Raw genomic sequence first — 17,435 nt, 5'->3', positions numbered from 1 at the left:
CGCGTCTTTTTTTACGCCGGTGGCGCGGCGCGCAGCAGGTTGGCAAGCTCCACCGCCGACTTGACCTGCATCTTGTCGAACACGCGCGCGCGGTGCACCTCCACCGTGCGCACGCTGATGTCCAGCTGATCGGCGATGAGCTTGTTGGGCAGGCCTTCGACCACCAACCGCATCACATCGCGCTCGCGGTCGGTCAGGTCGGCCAGCCGGTCCTGCAGTTCGTGGCGCGCGCGGCAGGCCTCGATGTGCCGGGCCGACAGCTCCAGCGCTGCTTGTATGCGGTCCACGAGCTGATTGTCGGAAAACGGCTTCTCGCAGAAGTCGAACGCGCCGCGCTTGACCGTGGCCACGGCGGTGGGCACGTCGGCGTGGCCCGTGAGGAAGATCACCGGCATGCCCGCGGTGTCGCCGCGCTCCACCATCTTGTCGAACAGCGCCAGGCCGCTCATGCCGCCCGGCATGCGCACGTCCAGCAGCAGGCAGCAGGGCTGGCGCTGCATGAGGCCGCTGGCGGTGCGCTCGGCCAGCATGGTCTCGAACGCTTCGGCGCTGGCGAACGCCTCGCTGAGCACACGGCGCGAGCGCAGCAGCCAAGCCAGCGCCTCGCGCACCTCGGCGTCGTCGTCCACGATGTACACAGTGGCGTTGGAGGCGGGTTCCATCAGGGGTCGGCTTTCTGAAATGCGGGCAGGGTGAAAGTGAATACCGTACCACGCGGCTCACGCGCCGCATGGTCCAGAAAGCCCCCATGCTGCTCCACCACGGTGCGGCACAGGCTCAGCCCCAGGCCCATGCCTTCGACGCGCGTGGTGTAGAACGGCGTGAACAGACGCTCGGCCACGTCCTCGGGAATGCCCATGCCCATGTCGGCCACCGAGAACTCCAGCCAGCTGTTGGACGCATTGGAGGCCGCGCGCCGCACCCGCAGGTCGAGGATGCGCGGATGGATCTGCGGGTCGTCCATGGACTGCATGGCGTTGCGCGTGAGGTTCAACAGCACCTGCTCGACCATGGTGCGGTCGCACAGCGCGGGCGGCAGGCCGTCCTCGATCGACAGCACCACGCGCACGCCCAGCTTGCGCGCCTGCAGCCGGATGATGGGCAGCACCGCGTCGAACAGGTCCTGCGCGGTGACCGGCTCGCGGGTCTGGTCGCGGCGCCGCACGAAGTCGTGCACGCTCTTGATCACGCGGCCCGCGCGCTCGGCCTGCGCTGCAATGCGCTGCACGCCCACGCGCACGTCCTGCAGGTCCTGGGGCGACGGCAACTCGGCGCCCGGCGCCGGCTCCAGCAGGTTGAGCGAGCCGTTGGCATAGCTGGAGATGGCCGCCAGCGGCTGGTTCAGTTCATGGCTCAGCAGCGATGCCATCTCCCCTACCGTGGCCAGGCGTGCTGTGGCCTGCAGGCGCTCCTGCGAGGTGCGCGACAGCTCCTCCACGCGCCGCTGCTCGCTCACGTCGAGAAACGAGCCCATCCACCCCGTGTGCAGGCCCTGTGCGTTGATCAACGGCGCTTCGTAGATCATGACGGGAAAGCGCGTGCCGTCCCTGCGCATGAAGGTGGATTCGTACCCTTCGCGCGGCGGGTCGAGCCGGCCCGACATGCGCACCACCTGCCGCTCCGCATATTCCTGCGCATGCTCGGGCGGCCAGTAGGGCAGCGGCGACGTCTGGCCCACCAGTTCGGAAGCGGGAAAGCCCACCATGTCGCAGAACGCCGGGTTCACATAGGTGATGCGGCCGTTGAGATCCCGCGCGCGCAGGCCCGTGACCAGCGAATCCTCCATCGCCTTGCGAAAGGCCAGCGCGTCGCCCAGGTCGCGCTCGGCGCGCAGGCGGCGCCGGTTGTCGCGCACCAGCACCACCAGCACCGACACCAGCGCGATCGACATGGCCGTGACCAGGGCCGTGAGGACGTTGGGAAACACGCTGGGCGCGGCGTGCCAGCCGTCCATGCGCAGCACCAGGGTGTTGCCCGGCAGGTCGAACAGCTGCTGCGCCGTGAACATGCGCGAGCCGCGGCGCAGCGCGCCCACCAGCGCCAGCCGCGTGCCGTCGGCCTCGGTGAACGACACCTCCTGGGTGCGCTGCAGGCTGGGCGCCACCAAGTCCTGCAGCACGGTCTGCAGCGCGTAGGTAGCCACCAGGAAGCCGCGCACGCGTCCGTCCTGGATCAACGGCAGGCAGACCTCCATCATCTCGGCGCCCATGCCGTCGGGCAGGGGCTGGAAATAGCTGCTGGAGTACGACGGGCCGGTGATGCGCCGGGCGTTGGTACAGGCCAGCATGGTCTCCGAATGCGTGCCGCTGCGCGTGGTGGCGTCCCACGGCAGGGGGCGATAGGGCGACTCCGCATGTGCGCGCAGCAGCAGCTGCGTGTCGCGCCATTCGATGCGCACCAGCTCGCGGCGCGTGCTCAGCAGCTCGGCCGCGCGCGCCTCCCACGCGGCCAGGTCGGGGTCGCCCGCCTGCAGCGCCTGCAGGTTCTGCAGGTTGTGCGCGAAGGCGTTGCGGATGTCGGCCACGGCGTCGGCAGTGTCGCGTTCCAGGCGGCTTTGCACCTGGCTGGCCTCGTAGCGGCCAGCCAGCCATACCTGGGTGACCAGCATGCCCGCCACCAGCGCCACCAGCAGCGTCCACAGGGACCAGCGCCGCCACGCACCCACCCAGCGGCGCCACCGGCGGGGTACCTTGTCCTGGGGCCCGTCTTCAGGCGCCGAAGGGGGCAGCAGCGACTGCGGGCCCTGCTGCCGGCCCGCAGCACCCCTGTCCCGTCCGCCCGCCGATCCGCCGTGCTCCACGGTGCCGCCCATCAGAGCACGCAATGCTCAAGCGCCGGCAGCTGGCGGCGTACCTGGCGCAGATGCGCCGCATCCAGCGTACCCAGGACCACGCCCGCGCCCTCGGGCTGCTGGGCCAGCACGCTGCCCCAGGGGTCCACCAGCATGCTGTGGCCCCAGGTGCGCCGGCCGTTCTCGTGCGTTCCGCCCTGCGCCGGCGCCAGCACATAGGCCAGGTTCTCCACGGCGCGCGCACGCAGCAGCACCTCCCAGTGTGCCCGGCCGGTGGTGTAGGTGAAGGCGCTGGGCACCAGCAGCAGGTCGGCACCCGCGCGCGCGTGCTGGCGGTACAGCTCGGGGAAGCGCAGGTCGTAGCACACCGACAACCCCACGCGCCACACGTTGCCATCCCGCGCCGGCAGGGCAAAGCGCACGCTCTCGCGCCCCGCCTGGATCACGCGCGCCTCATCGAAGCATTCAGTGCCATTGTCGAAGCGGAACAGGTGGATCTTGTCGTAACGCGCCACGCAGTCCCCCGCGGGCGAGAACACCAGCGTGGTGTTGTGCACGCGCTCTTCGCTGTCGCACACCAGCGGCAGCGTGCCGCCCACCACCCACAGGCCCAGCTCGCGCGCCGCTTGCGCCAGAAACCGCTGGACCACGCCGTCGCCCATGGTTTCGCGCAGCGCCAGCTTGTCCGCATCGGCCAGGCCCATGGCGCAGAAATACTCGGGCAGCACCGCCAGCTCCGCGCCCGCCTGCGCGGCCTGCTCCAGCAGATGGCGCGCCTGCGCCAGGTTGGCCTGCAGCGCGACGCCCGAGACCATTTGCAAGGCTGCGACTTTCATGGTTTGTCTCCTGATGCCGGTGGAACGGCAGGGCTCGCTGCGCCTTCCGGCGCAGCGCTCTTGCGGCGCTGGATGCGCTCCACACGCGGTTCTGACCAGGTGCCGTCGATGCGGAATTCCTGCGTGGCGGCCTGGATCAGCGGGCCGCGCAGGAAAACCTGCGCGAGGAAACTGCCCAGGCCGATGACGGGGTTGATCGCCGTGGCCACGAGGGAAGCCGTCATGGCGTTGATTTCGGGCACGACCACCACGTGCAGGTCCTGCGTCTCGCGTTCGATGTCGGCGCTGCCTTCCATGAGCACGGCGGCATTCACGCCCTTCATCTGCAGATTGTTGGTGGTGGCCACACCGTTCTCGATGCGCATGTCGCCACGCACGAAGTCGAATGCGAAGCCTTCGCTGAACACGTCGCGGAAGTCCAACGCGAAGCGCCGCGGCAGGGATTGCAGGCTCAACACGCTCAGCAGCTTGGCCAGTCCCGGGTCGGCCTGGAGGAACTGGCCTGCCTCCACGTTCACGTTCATCTGGCCGCTCATGGTGCGGTAGTCGGGTGACAACGGCGAGCCCAGCCAACCCACCTGGCCCCCGATGCGTCCCTTGCCGTGGCGCACCACGCCGTCCATGCCAAAGCGTGCCAGCAATGCGCCGGAATCGCGGATGTCCAGCTCGAAGTCCATCACCGTGCGCCGTTGCGCCTGCGCCCCGCTGCCCACCAGCGCCCAGTGGCCCTGCGAGGTCAGCACGGCCTCGGGGGCGGTCAGATTGAACTTGGACAGGCGCCACTCGCGCTGGCCGCCCTCCGTGCCGCGGTTGCGCGCCTCGATCTCGATGCGCCCCAGGCGCCGCCCGCGCAACTCGAAATCCTCCACCACGATGTCCAGCGCCGGCAGCGTGCCCGGTTCGCGCGCATCGAGCAGCGCGTTGACCTGCGTCTCGGCCATCTGCGGAATGGCCAGCCGCGCCAGCCGGGCGTGCAGCAGCCCCTGGGCCGCATCGGCACGCGGCGCGGACGCGCCGGCAGGGCGGTACTCCAGGTACCCGTCCAGCTCATCGGCATCCACGTTGGCGCGCCACACGGCGCCCTGCCGCGACGCCCCCACCACCACGTCGTGCAGCGTGCGCCCATGCAGCGTGAGCGTGGCGGCACGCACGGCCAGGCTGGTGGGCAGGTAATCGGTGGTCAGCGCCTCCCCGGAGGGCGCGGGTGTCGGCACTACTGCCTGTGCCTGTGCCGACGGTGCCGAGGGTTCCTGCAACAGCGCCGTCCACGCATCCACGTCCAGCGCACCCAACACGGCGTGTGCCGCGACACCCTGGGCGGGAGGCGCGGGCATCTGCGCCGGCGGCACGCCGATGGCGAGCGCGCCGCGCAGCACGCGCGCCTGCGGCCCGTCCAGTGCGCGCTGGTAGTTGAGCCTGCCCACGTCGCCCAACTCCAGCGTCAATTCGTCCTGCAAGGGTGCGGTATCCGAGGCTGCGGCCTCGGGCGTCAAGCGGTTCTCGAAGCGCACGGGTAACGGGGCCTGCGCTGCCTTGCCCAGCGGCGCGGGCGCCGTCAGCGAAAGACCGACGAGGTCGCTGGCCACCTGCAGTTCGGCCACTCCCCGCCGCACCCCCACGGCCACCGTGTAGGCGGCGCTGCCACTGGCGCCGCGCACCAGCCGCGACACCAGGCCCAGCTGCTGTGCATCGCGCAGACCCTCGGCAGTGGCTGTGCCGCGCGCACGCACGCGCACCGAGGACTCCCCAGCCCCCGCCTGCCCCGCATTCATGCCGCCTTCCAGCCGTACCTCGCCCCCCAGGGCGCGTCCCTGCACGCCGACCAGCGTGAAACCGCTCTGGCTGAACTGCACCACGCCCCGGGCAGCGTTCACCAGGGGCGCCTCGGGCACAAAGTGCACGTCGTTGCCCGCCAGGGTGACGCTGCCGCGCACGGTGGACTGGTCGATACGGCTGATGGGCAGCGTCAGGCCCAGCTGCAGTTCGGCCACGCCGGTGGCGGCGGCCCGGTCCAGCGCCCCCTGCGTAAGCCGGGAGATGGGCGAGGCGCTCACCAGCGCCAGCATGTCGGGCAGCGGGCCGCGCACGTCGGCCCCGACCACCACTTCGGTGTGCTGCAGGTCCGCGATCTTCGCGTTCACCTTCTGCACCCGCAGCGCGGGATACCCGGCAAAGCGCCCCGTGGCGTTGCGCACTTCCATGCCCGCGCGGTCAAACACCAGCTCCCCCGACAGCGCCGTGAGAGCCGGCCAGGGCCGGTCGCCCGCGTGCAGCAGCGCCGGTGGCACGTAGCCGTACGTCACGTCCTTGACACGCGCTGCGATGTGGAATTCGCCCTCGCGCGGAACACGGCCATAGGGAAAGTCGTGCAGATCGCCCTTCACGCGGAACTGCACCTGGCTGGCGGTCCCCGCAAGGATGGCGTCGCGCACATAGTGCCGCGACTCCGCAGGCACGGTGAGCGGCAGGTAGCGGTGTACGCGCGTGCCATCGGCCCGCGACAGCGTGCCCGAAAGGTCCAGCACCCCAGGAAAGCGCGCGCGCGCAGGCGACGCCGCAGGGTCGCCCGTGTGCCAGCTCAGCCGCGCCTCGCCCTGGGCGTCCGCATTGGCAAAGCGCAGCTGGCTGGTCTGGACCGCGATGCGCTCGCCCTCGATCTGCCAGCGCACCCCCGCTTCCAGCCGCTGCACGGGCACTACGGGCTCTTCAAACACGCCGGGCAGGCGCAGCGTCCCGTCGGCCATGGCCAACTCGGCCTGCCCCCCCGCCTGGGTGAGATCGAAAGACACCTGCGCACCACTGAGGCCGGCGACGGTAGGCACGGCGTCGTCCGCCGCCAGCGCCAACCCTGCGACCTTGCCGCGAACCTGGTACTTCTGCGGCTGCGCCAGCGGCCCTTGCCATTCGGCCCGCAACTGCTCCACCAGACCGCGCGGCGCATAGTCGCGCACCGCGCCGTGCACGGTGTCGCCCAGGGGCAGCCGGCTCGCGATCTGCGCCAGGGCGGCCAGGTCCAGCCGGTCGGCCTGCAGTTCGCCACGCTCTCGGCCGGCCTGGCCTTGTCCGCTGTGGCGCAGCGCCAGATTGCCGCCGGGCCAGCGCAGGCCATCGTCGGCCACGAACTGCAGATTCTGGGTGGACAGCTCAAAGCCGTCGTCCAGCCAGCGACCGCCCACCCGCCCCGTCACCGTGCGCAGCGCCAGTGGGCGCAGGTTCTTGCCCAGGGTAGCGTTGACCTCGTCGAGTGCCATGTCCACCGTGCCGCCGCCGATCTGGCCGCGCTGCACATCCACCCACGCGCGCACGGCGCCCCGGCCCTGCGCGACCTGCAGCCCCTCCAGATCGGCGTGCCGGTGCAGGCGCGACACGTCCACGCGCGGGAAGTGGGCGAACAGCTCGCCGCTCCAGCGCTGCCAGTCGCCGCTATGCGTGGACAGCAACGGCTGGCGGAACTGGCCGCGCAAGGTAAAGGGTGCGCCCCATTCGGCGGGTGGCGTGGCGTCCAGGCGCACCTGGTGGCGGCGCGCGCTGTTGCGCAGCACCACGCTCACCTCAGTGAGCGCCAGCGGCTCGGCGCTACGCTGCTCGTCGGTCCAGCGCAGCGTGCCGCCGCGAATCGCCACCTCGGCCTGGGAGAACAGCCAGTCGGCCGCCGCACTGTCGCCCTCGGCGCTGTCGCGGAAGGCCAGGCCCGCGATGACGATGCGCCCGTCGCGCTCACGGCGCATGTCCAGCTCGGGGCCTTCGATATAGATCTGCTCGAACCCAAAGCGCAGCAGCGAGCGCGGCGACAGCGCCACCACCACGCGCGGCAGGCGCAGCGCCTCGCGTCCCTGGGCGTCCAGCAGGGCCACGTCCCTCAGCTCCACCGAGGGGATCAGCCCCTCGCTGCGCGCGCTGATGGAATGGATGCGCACAGGTACCCCCAGTGCGCGTTGGGCCTGCTGTTCCAGCTGCGGACGGAAGTCGCCGATACGCGGCACAATCCAGCCATGCAGCCCCCCCCAGGCGGCCGCCAGCAGCAACCAGAAGGTCACCAAGGCGACCAATCCCCATCGCGCACAGCCCGCCACGAGTTTGAGAAGGCGGGAGGGATGGGGAGGAGACTCTGTCATGGCGGGCGAAACGATGGCAGGAATTATGACCCGCACATCCCCTGAGGGTTCAGCACCCCACGGTGTCGTTATGTACGGCCGCGCCCCGGCGTGGCCCGCGAGCGCACCGAGCAGCCCTTGCCATGCAGATGCCTTCGACTGATCCCGTGACCGCCGGCAGCCCGCCGTCGGAATACTCGCGCTTCCACCAGCGCCTGCACCGCCGTTACCAGGCCGAGCTGGCTCTGCTGCCACCGGGCGTGCCCACCCGCGAGACCATGGCCCAGGCCTGCGACGCCCTGCTGGCGCGCGGCCACGACCTGGGCGCGGCGCTGCGCATCCTGCGCCAACTGGTGATGGAGCGGCTGATCACACTGGATTGCGACCAGGCCGCACCGCTGTCCGACATCACCCTGGCCGTGACCCGGCTGGCAGAGTTGGCACTGGACCGCGCCTGCCGCCACGCCCGCACCGAGCTGGACGCGCGCCACGGCGCGCCGCTGGGGCCCCTGGGCCAGCCCGTGCAGCTGTGGATCGTGGGCATGGGCAAGCTCGGCGCGCGCGAGCTGAACGTCTCCAGCGACATCGACCTGATCTACGTCTACGAACACGAGGGCGAAACCGCCGGCCAGCCCGACGGGCGCGGCAAGCTCTCCAACCACGAATACTTTGCCCGCGCGGTCAAGGCCATCTACAGCCTGGTGGGCGACACCACCGAGCACGGATTCGTGTTCCGCGTAGACCTGGCCCTGCGCCCGCACGGCAACTCGGGGCCACCGGCCGTGTCGCTGGCGTCGCTGGAGGAATACCTGCTGGTGCATGGCCGCGAATGGGAACGCTTTGCCTGGCTCAAGAGCCGCGTGGTGGCGCCGCTGGACTGCCTGGGCATGCCGAACGTGCAGGCGCTGCGCGGCGTGGTGCTGCCCTTCGTCTTCCGCCGCTACCTGGACTACAGCGTGTTCGACGCACTGCGTTCGCTGCACCGCCAGATCCGCGACCATGCCGCCAAGCGCAGCGCCGGCCACCCCGAGCGCGCCAACGACGTGAAGCTTTCGCGCGGCGGCATCCGCGAGATCGAGTTCACCGTGCAACTGCTGCAAGTGGTGCGCGGCGGCCAGTTCCCCGAACTGCGCTGCCGCCCCACGCTGGAGGCCCTGGAACGCCTGGCCCGTGCCGGCCTCATGCCGCAGGAGACGGCCGAGCAGCTGGCGGCCGCCTATACCTTCCTGCGCCGCGTGGAGCACCGCATCCAGTACCTGGACGACCAGCAGACCCATGTGCTGCCCACGCGCGACGATGATCTGGCCTGGATCGCACGCACCCTGGGCCTGAACTGCTGCGACTTCCTGCGCGCGCTGGACGCGCACCGCGAGCTGGTGGCCCAGGAGTTCGACATCCTGCTCGGCGGCACGGGCCACAAGCAATGCAGCAATGGCGGATGCGGCGGCCCGCGCGCCGCAGCGGCTGCGTCGCCCGCCCCCGACCTGGAGGCGCTGCTGGAGCAACTGCCTGCCAAGGTGCGCGAGCGCGTGGCCGAGTGGCGCACCCATCCGCGCGTGCAGGGCCTGCGCGATGAAGCGCGCGCGCGGCTGTTTCGCATCGTGCAACGCACCGGGCGCTGGCTGGCCGAGGGCCAGGTCAACGAGGACGCCGCCGTGCGCCTGGTGGGCTGGCTGGAGCCACTGCTGCGCCGCGAGAGCTACCTGGCGCTGCTGCTGGAGCGCCCCTCGGTGCACGAGCATCTGCTGCACCTGCTGGGCGCGGCCAGGTGGCCCGCGCGCTACATGCTGCAGCACCCCGGAGTGATCGACGAGCTGGCGGGCGACGCCCTGCTGTCCGAGCGCTTCGTGCCCGCCGACTTCGAACGCGAACTGGGGCTGCGCCTGGCCGCGCTGCAGTCCACGGGCGAGGACGACGACGAGAACCTGCTCGACCTGCTGCGCCGTGCCCACCATGCCGAGACCTTCCGCACGCTGGCGCGCGACGTGGAGCGACGCATCACCGTGGAGCAGGTGGCGGACGACCTGTCCGCGCTGGCCGACAGCGTGCTGCGCGTCACGGCCGAGTGGTGCTGGGGCCGGCTGCGCAACCGCCACCGTGAGCAGCCGCAGTTCGCCGTCATTGGCTACGGCAAGCTGGGGGGCAAGGAACTGGGCTACGGCAGCGACCTGGACATCGTCTTCGTGTTCGACGACGACGACGAGCGTGCCCCCGAGGTCTACGCCGCCTTCGTGCGCAAGCTCATCAACTGGCTCACCGTGAAAACCGGCGAGGGCGACCTGTTCGAGATCGACACCGCCCTGCGGCCCAACGGCAATTCGGGCCTGCTGGTGACCAGCTTCCAGGCCTATGCCGACTACCAGCAGCAGCGCGGCAGCAACACCGCCTGGACCTGGGAGCACCAAGCCATGACGCGCGCGCGTTTCGTGATGGGCAGCGAAGGCCTGCACGCGCGCTTCGACGCCGTGCGCCAGGCCGTGATCACCGCGCCGCGGGATGCCGCCGCGCTGCGCAGCGAGATCGTCGCCATGCGCGAGCGCGTGCGCAGTGCCCACCCGGCGCCGGCGGACCAGTTCGACGTGAAGCACAGCCCCGGCGGCATGGTGGATGCCGAGTTCGCCGTGCAGTACCTGGTGCTGGCACACTCCGCGGCGCACCCCGAGCTGCAGGGCAACGTGGGCAACATCGCGCTGCTGCAGCGCGCCGAGGCCGCCGGCCTGTTGCCTGCAGGCGTAGGCCGCGCCGCCGCCGACGCCTACCGCACGCTGCGCCACGTGCAGCACCGCGCGCGGCTCAACGAAGAGCCCACCCGCGTGCCGCCCGAGACGCTAGCCGCCGAGCAAGGCGCCGTGCGCGCGCTGTGGCGCGCCGTGTTCGGCTGAGTCGGCTACGGCAGTTAGCTATATTTTCATAGCTATTAGCGCTTATCCATAAAGCGCAATGGGCACTTTTGATACATGGAATTTCCATTCGTGCGCAGATGTAGCGCCCCGTAAAAATCAAACAAACGTTTGATTCATCGTGGTCTAATGCGCCGCGATGACGACGTCCGCCCCCCTCTCGCCCCCCCGCCCCGGCGCCACCGGCGACAGCCCGCCGCCGGCGCGCACCCGGCTGCTGATGGCGGCGCTCAAACTGTTTTCCGAACAGGGCTACGCCAAGACCTCGATCCGCGCGATCGCCGCCGAGGCCCAGGTCAACGTGGCCTCGGTGAGCTACTACTTCGGCGACAAGGCCGCGCTGTACGCGGCGCTGTTTTCCGCGCCCTTCGGCTCGCTGCAATCGCTGGTGCCCGACTTCATGCGCCCCGGCCTGTCCCTGCGCGCCGCGCTGCACTGCTTCTACCAGGGCGCGCTGGGGCCGCTGCACGACGGCGAGATGGCACGCCAGGTGGTGCGGCTGCACATCCGTGAAATGCTGGAGCCCACGGCGCAGTGGCAGATCGAGCTGGAAAAAGACGTGCGCGCACCCAACGAGGCCATGGCCGCGCTGCTGTGCCGGCACCTGGAGCTACCGCAGGCCGACGACGACCTGCACCGCCTCACGCTCACCGTCACCGGACTGGCCTTTCAGCTGTGGAGCCACCAGGAAGTGGTGTGCGCCATGCAGCCACAGCTGCTCGCATCCCCGGCGGCCGTGGACCAGTGGGCGGAACGCCTGGCCGACTACGCCATGGCCATGGTGGCCACCGAGCGGCGCCGGCGTACGCGCGCTCAGCCTGCCGCCCCTTCGGCCCCGGCCTCGCCCTCCCCTTCGACCTCTTCCCCCCCCCGCCGGCGCACCGCCCGCAGGTCTACCGCACCATGAAGCGCCCCGTCCTCCAGCGCCTTGCGCTTTCCACCCTGCCCCTGGCACTGGCCGCCTGCGCCGTGCAACGCCCGCCCGCGGCGGTGCAGGCGCCCGCGCCCGCCGCCTGGCACGCACCGCTGCCCCACCAAGGCAGCGTGGCCGATCTGGCCGACTGGTGGCAGCGCCACAGCGACCCGCTGCTGGGCGCGCTGATCGTGGACGCACAGGCCCTCAGCCCCACGGTGGCCGAGGCCGGCGCCCGTCTGGCACAGGCCCGCGCGCAGCAGACGGCCGCACGCGCGGCGCTGCTGCCCAGCCTGGACGCGCAGGCCAGCGCCAGCCGCGGCTTCAACGAGCAGGTGCGCGGCGTGGCCACCACCGCCCAGGCGGGTTTGCAGGCCGGCTGGGAGATCGACCTGTTCGGCCGCAACGCCGCCGTGGCGGACGCCGCGCGCGAGCGCCTGGCCGGTGCGCAGGCGCAGTGGCACGAGGCCCGCGTTTCCGTGGCGGCCGAGACGGCTCTGCAGTACAGCAATTGGCACCACTGCGCGCGCCAGTTGCAAGTGGCGCAGGCCGATGCGCGCTCGCGCGGCGAAACGGCCCGCCTCACGCGCGAGAGCGAACGTGCCGGCTTCACCGCCCCCGCCACTGCCGCGCTGGCCACCGCCAGCCAGGCCGACAGCGCGGTGCGCGCCGAGCAGCAGCGCCTGCAGTGCGAGGTGATCGTCAAGACACTGGTCGCCCTCACCGGGCGAGACGAGCCCCTGCTGCGCACGCAGCTGGCTGCCGCGCCGCCGCTGCACCCGCCCGAGCAGCTGTTCAGCATCGACGGCCTGCCCGCGCAGACGCTGGCGCAGCGGCCCGACGTGTACGCCGCCGAGCGCGAGGTGGCGGCCGCCAGTGCCGAGGTGGGCGACGCCCAGGCGCAGCGCTACCCACGCCTCACGCTCAGCGGCACCATTGGCCGCGGGTTGGTGCGCACCGCGGGGGTGCAAGCCACCAGCAACACCTGGTCCATCGGCCCGCTGGCCGTCACGCTGCCGCTGTTCGACGGCGGTCGCCGCGCCGCACAGGTGGATGCCGCCCGTGCGCGCTACGACAGCGCCGCGCAGGCCTACCGCGCGCAGGTGCGCCAGGCCGTGAGCGAGGTGGAGCAGGCCCTGGCGCGGCTGGACAGCACCGCGCGCCGCAGCACCGACGCCCGGCGCGCCGCCGAGGACTACCGCCGCTCCTTCACCGCCACGCAGGAGCGCTGGCGCGCTGGCCTGGCGAGCCTGGTGGAACTGGAGGATGCCCGCCGCACCGCCCTCGCCTCGGACACCGCCGTGGTCGCGCTGGAGCAAGAGCGCATGGCCGCCTGGGTGGCGCTGTACCGCGCGGCCGGCGGCGGCTGGACGCCCGAGGCCGACGCGCCGGCGGCCCAGACCTCCACGCAGGCGGCCACCACCCCCCCTTCTTCTTCGCACTAAATCCTTTTCGACCGCCATGCCGCGCCTGACACCGACCCGCACCCTGATCGCCCTGGCTTTGCTGGGGCTTGCCGCGACCACCGCCGTCCTGCTGGGCAGCGGCCCCACCCATGCCGAGGACTCCGCACAGGCCGAGGGGCCCCGCCCCGCCCTCACCGTGGCCACCACCCAGCCGCAGCGCGGCAACGTGACCCAGCGCCTGCCGGCCAACGGCAACGTGGCCGCGTGGCAGGAGGCCAGCATTGGCGCCGAGGTGAGCGGCCTGCGGCTGACCGACGTGCGCGTGAACGTGGGCGACACGGTGCGCGCCGGCCAGGTGCTGGCCACCTTCGCGCCCGAGACCATCGAGGCCGACGTGGCCCAGGCCCGCGCCAGCCTGCTGGAGGCCCGCGCCGCCCAGGCCGAGGCGCAGGCCAACGCCGACCGCGCCAACACCCTGAGCGCCTCGGGTGCGCTGAGCCAGCAGCAGATCCAGCAATACGCCACCGGCGCGCAGACCGCGCAGGCCCGCGTGGCGGCGGCACAGGCGGCGCTCAACGCCCAGCAGCTGCGTCTGAAACACACCCAGGTATTGGCGCCCGACAGTGGCGTGATCTCCGCGCGCACGGCCACCGTGGGCGCGGTGGTGGGTGCAGGCACCGAGCTGTTTCGCATGGTGCGCAAGGGCCGGCTGGAGTGGCGCGCGGAGGTCACCTCCAGCGAGTTGCCCCGCATCCGTCCCGGTGCCAAGGCGGTGGTGACGGCCGCCAGCGGCGCGCAGGTGGAAGGCACGGTGCGCATGCTGGCCCCGACGGTGGACCCGCAGACGCGCAATGCGCTGGTGTACGTGGACCTGCCGGCGCACCCCGAGATAAGGGCGGGCATGTTCGCGCGCGGCGAGTTCCTGCTGGGCGAGCGCGACGCGCTGCTGGTACCCCTGTCGGCCGTGGTGGTGCGCGACGGCTTCTCGCACGTGTTCGAGGTAGGCACGGACTCGCGCGTGGCCATGCACCGCGTGCAGACCGGTGCGCGCAGCGGCGAGCGCGTGGCCATCACCTCGGGCCTGGCGCCCCAGGCGCGCATCGTGGCGCGCGGCGGCGCCTTCCTGAACGACGGCGACCTGGTGCGAGTGCAGGCTGCGCCTGCCGCAGATTCAGCACCAAAAGAGGCTGCAGCGCCCGTCCCTCAAGCGCAAGCAGCTAGCAAATAAGGAGCGACCATGAACCTCTCCGCCTGGTCGATCCGCAACCCCATCCCGGCGGCCATGCTGTTCGTGCTGCTCACGCTGGCCGGACTGCTGGCCTTCCGGTCCATGAAGGTGCAGAACTTTCCCGACATGGACCTGCCCGTGGTCATGGTCACGGCCTCCCTGCCCGGCGCGGCGCCGGGGCAGCTGGAGAGCGACGTGGCGCGCAAGATCGAGAACGCCATCGCCACCACCCAGGGGCTCAAGCACATCACCTCCACGCTGACCGACGGCACAGCCACCATCGCGGCAGAGTTCCAGCTTGAAAAACCCGTGCAGGAGGCGGTGGACGACGTGCGCTCGGCCGTCTCGCGCGTGCGCTCCGATCTGCCCGCGGACCTGCGCGACCCCATCATCACCAAGCTGGAACTGTCCAGCCAGCCCATCCTGGCGTTCGCCATCGCCTCGAACCAGCTGGACGACGAGGCGCTGTCCTGGTTCGTGGACGACACCCTCACGCGCCGGCTGCTGGCCGTGCCCGGCGTGGGCGCGGTCAACCGCGTGGGCGGCGTGGCGCGCGAGGTGCGCGTGGCGCTGGACCCGCTCAAGCTGCAGGCGCTGGGCGCCACCGCGGCCGAAGTCTCGCGCCAGCTGCGCCAGGTGCAGGTGGAAAGCGCGGGCGGCCGCGCCGAGCTGGGCGGGGCCGAGCAGCCGCTGCGCACGCTGGCCACGGTGCAGACGGCGCAGGAGATCGCGGCGCTGGAGATCGCGCTGTCCGGCGGTCGCCATGTCCGCCTGGACCAGGTGGCCACCGTGACCGACACCGTGGCCGAGCCGCGCACCGCCGCGCTGCTGGGCGACAAACCGGTGATCGGCTTCGAGGTCTCGCGCAGCCGCGGCGCCAGCGAAGTGGAGGTGGGCGCGGGCGTGCAGCGCGCGCTGGACCAGTTGATGGCCGAGCACCCGCACCTGCAGCTCACGCGCACGGTGGATTTCGTGGACATCGCACAGGACGAGTACGACAGCTCGATGAAGCTGCTGTACGAGGGCGCCATCCTCGCGGTGGTGGTGGTGTGGCTGTTCCTGCGCGACTGGCGCGCCACCATCGTGTCCGCCGTGGCGCTGCCGCTGTCGGTGATACCGGCCTTCATCGGCATGCACCTGCTGGGCTTTTCCATCAACATCATCACGCTGCTGGCGCTGTCGCTGGTGGTGGGCATCCTGGTGGACGATGCCATCGTGGAGGTGGAGAACATCGTGCGCCACCTGCGCATGGGCAAGACGCCGTACCAGGCGGCCATGGAGGCCGCCGACGAGATCGGCCTGGCCGTGATCGCCACCACCTTCACGCTGATCGCCGTGTTCCTGCCCACCGCATTCATGAGCGGCATTGCCGGGCGGTTCTTCAAGCAGTTCGGCTGGACGGCGGCGCTGGCGGTGTTCGCCTCGCTGGTCGTGGCGCGCCTGCTCACGCCGATGATGGCCGCCTACATCATGAAGCCCATGGTGGACCACGAGAAGGAGCCGCGCTGGCTGGCCGCGTACATGCGCGCCTCGCACTGGTGCCTGAAGCACCGCGTCCTCACGCTGCTGGGCGCGCTGCTGTTCTTCGTCGGCTCGCTGGCACTGATCCCGCTGCTGCCTTCGGGTTTCATCCCGGCGGACGACAACGCCCAGACCCAGGTCACGCTGGAGCTGCCGCCCGGCGCGAAGCTGGCCGACACGCGCGCCGTGGTAGCCCTGGCCACCGAGCGCGCCATGGGCGTGGGCCATGTGGAGAGCATCTACACCACGATCGGCGGCGGCTCGGCCGGGGCCGACCCCTTCGCCGGCGCGGGCGCGGGCGACCCGCGCAAGGCCACGCTCACGCTGCGCATGACGCCGCGGGGCGAGCGCCCGCGCAAGCAGGAGATCGAGCAGCGCCTGCGCGCCGCCATGCAAGAGCTGCCCGGCGTGCGCGTGAAGGTGGGCCTGGGCGGCTCCAACGACAAGTACATCCTGGCGCTGGCCAGCGAAGACCCGCAGGCGCTTGCGGCCGCCGCCCGCGCTGTGGAGCGGGACATCCGCACCATCGCGGGCATCGGCGGCGTGAGCTCCACTGCCAGCCTGGTGCGCCCGGAGATCGCCGTGCGCCCCGACTTCGCCCGCGCCGCCGACCTGGGGGTCACCAGCAGCGCCATCGCCGAGACGCTGCGCGTGGCCACCGTGGGCGACTACGACCAGTACCTGCCCAAGCTCAACCTGGCGCAGCGGCAGGTGCCCATCGTCGTGCGCCTGGAGGATGCTGCGCGCGAAGACCTGTCGGTGCTGGAGCGCCTCACGCTGCCCGGCACGCACGGCCCGGTGCGCCTGGGCGAGGTGGCCGAGCTGTCGCTGGCCGGCGGCCCCGCGGTCATCAGCCGCTACGACCGCTCGCGCAACGTGAACTTCGAGATCGAGTTGGGCGAGCGCGGCCTGGGCGAGGTCACCGAGGCCGTACGCCAGCTGCCCGCCGTACGGGGCCTGCCCGCCAGCGTGCGCCTGATCGACGTGGGCGACGCCGAGATGATGGGCGAGCTGTTCGCCAGCTTCGGCCTGGCCATGCTCACCGGCGTGGTGTGCATCTATATCGTGCTGGTGCTGCTGTTCAAGGACTTCCTGCAGCCGGTCACCATCCTCGCGGCGCTGCCGCTGTCGCTGGGCGGGGCGTTCGTGGCGCTGCTGCTGGCCGGCAAGAGCTTCTCCATGCCGTCGCTCATCGGGCTCATCATGCTCATGGGCATCGCCACGAAGAACTCCATCCTGCTCGTGGAATACGCCATCGTGGCGCGGCGCCACGGCATGAGCCGCATGGACGCGCTGCTGGACGCCTGCCACAAGCGCGCGCGCCCCATCATCATGACCACGCTGGCCATGGGCGCCGGCATGATGCCCATTGCCCTGGCGCTGGGCGGCGCGGACATGAGTTTCCGCTCCCCCATGGCCGTGGCCGTGATCGGCGGCCTCATCACCTCCACGGTGCTCAGCCTGCTGGTGGTGCCGGCGGTGTTCACCTATGTGGACGACTTCGAGCAATGGCTGCGCCACCGGGTACTGCGTCGTCCCCATGCGCGCGAGGCGCCGGCAGCCGAGGCGCGGGCACCCAGCTAGGGTCTAGCATGTTTTAGGGCTCCAGCGCTTTGACAGCAAGCGCTGGAAGCTATATTTTTAATAGCAATTACGCGGCATCGCGGGCGGTCAGATCGCAACAAGGTGAAACCCATGCTTTCAGCATGGTCGATAGCCAAAAACTTTTTCGCCGCCTGCAGACAT

General features: G+C 71.1%; 9 protein-coding genes. 5 read left to right on the top strand and 4 right to left on the bottom strand.

Annotated features, from left to right (window positions below; translation table 11 throughout):
• Positions 1-11: 11 nt before the first annotated feature.
• The 4 genes from BA022_RS15895 to BA022_RS15880 are packed head-to-tail and all read right to left on the bottom strand — an operon-like array spanning position 12 to position 7,742.
• A complete protein-coding gene (locus tag BA022_RS15895) occupies positions 12-662 on the bottom strand; it encodes a response regulator transcription factor (protein WP_011807098.1) in 651 nt (216 codons plus the stop codon).
• On the bottom strand, positions 662-2,812 hold the full coding sequence (locus BA022_RS15890; protein WP_088888089.1) for a two-component system sensor histidine kinase NtrB: 2,151 nt from the start codon (positions 2,810-2,812) through the stop codon (positions 662-664). Before BA022_RS15890 ends, BA022_RS15895 begins: the two co-directional genes overlap by 1 nt.
• Positions 2,812-3,627 carry a carbon-nitrogen hydrolase family protein gene (locus BA022_RS15885; RefSeq protein ID WP_011807100.1) on the bottom strand — a complete coding sequence of 272 codons (816 nt, stop codon included), beginning with the start codon at positions 3,625-3,627 and terminating at the stop codon, positions 2,812-2,814. The genes BA022_RS15890 and BA022_RS15885 overlap by 1 nt, the downstream gene beginning before the upstream one ends.
• Positions 3,624-7,742, bottom strand: coding sequence for a YhdP family protein (locus BA022_RS15880; protein ID WP_088888088.1), 4,119 nt, complete (start codon positions 7,740-7,742; stop codon positions 3,624-3,626). Before BA022_RS15880 ends, BA022_RS15885 begins: the two co-directional genes overlap by 4 nt.
• 122 nt (positions 7,743-7,864) lie before the next feature.
• On the opposite strand from BA022_RS15880, the gene glnE reads away from it, so the two are divergent.
• The 5 genes from glnE to BA022_RS15855 all read left to right on the top strand — a co-directional run bounded on the left by glnE (position 7,865) and on the right by BA022_RS15855 (position 17,273).
• On the top strand, positions 7,865-10,603 hold the full coding sequence (glnE, locus tag BA022_RS15875; protein WP_088888087.1) for a bifunctional [glutamate--ammonia ligase]-adenylyl-L-tyrosine phosphorylase/[glutamate--ammonia-ligase] adenylyltransferase: 2,739 nt from the start codon (positions 7,865-7,867) through the stop codon (positions 10,601-10,603).
• A 157-nt stretch (positions 10,604-10,760) separates the two neighbouring features.
• Positions 10,761-11,528 carry a CerR family C-terminal domain-containing protein gene (locus BA022_RS15870; protein ID WP_187305978.1) on the top strand — a complete coding sequence of 256 codons (768 nt, stop codon included), beginning with the start codon at positions 10,761-10,763 and terminating at the stop codon, positions 11,526-11,528.
• Positions 11,525-12,979 carry an efflux transporter outer membrane subunit gene (locus tag BA022_RS15865; protein WP_088888086.1) on the top strand — a complete coding sequence of 485 codons (1,455 nt, stop codon included), beginning with the start codon at positions 11,525-11,527 and terminating at the stop codon, positions 12,977-12,979. The genes BA022_RS15870 and BA022_RS15865 overlap by 4 nt, the downstream gene beginning before the upstream one ends.
• A 16-nt stretch (positions 12,980-12,995) precedes the next feature.
• Entirely contained in the window at positions 12,996-14,168 is a 1,173-nt protein-coding gene (locus tag BA022_RS15860; protein ID WP_088888085.1) for an efflux RND transporter periplasmic adaptor subunit, read from the top strand.
• A 9-nt stretch (positions 14,169-14,177) separates the two neighbouring features.
• Complete coding sequence (locus BA022_RS15855; protein ID WP_088888084.1) at positions 14,178-17,273, top strand: efflux RND transporter permease subunit; 3,096 nt, start codon at positions 14,178-14,180, stop codon at positions 17,271-17,273.
• Positions 17,274-17,435: the final 162 nt, after the last annotated feature.

The organism is Diaphorobacter nitroreducens, from assembly GCF_002214645.1.
GTDB lineage: Bacteria > Pseudomonadota > Gammaproteobacteria > Burkholderiales > Burkholderiaceae_C > Diaphorobacter > Diaphorobacter nitroreducens.
Note: the sequence above shows the minus strand (reverse complement) of the source record. Positions and strands in the feature narration are given on the sequence as shown.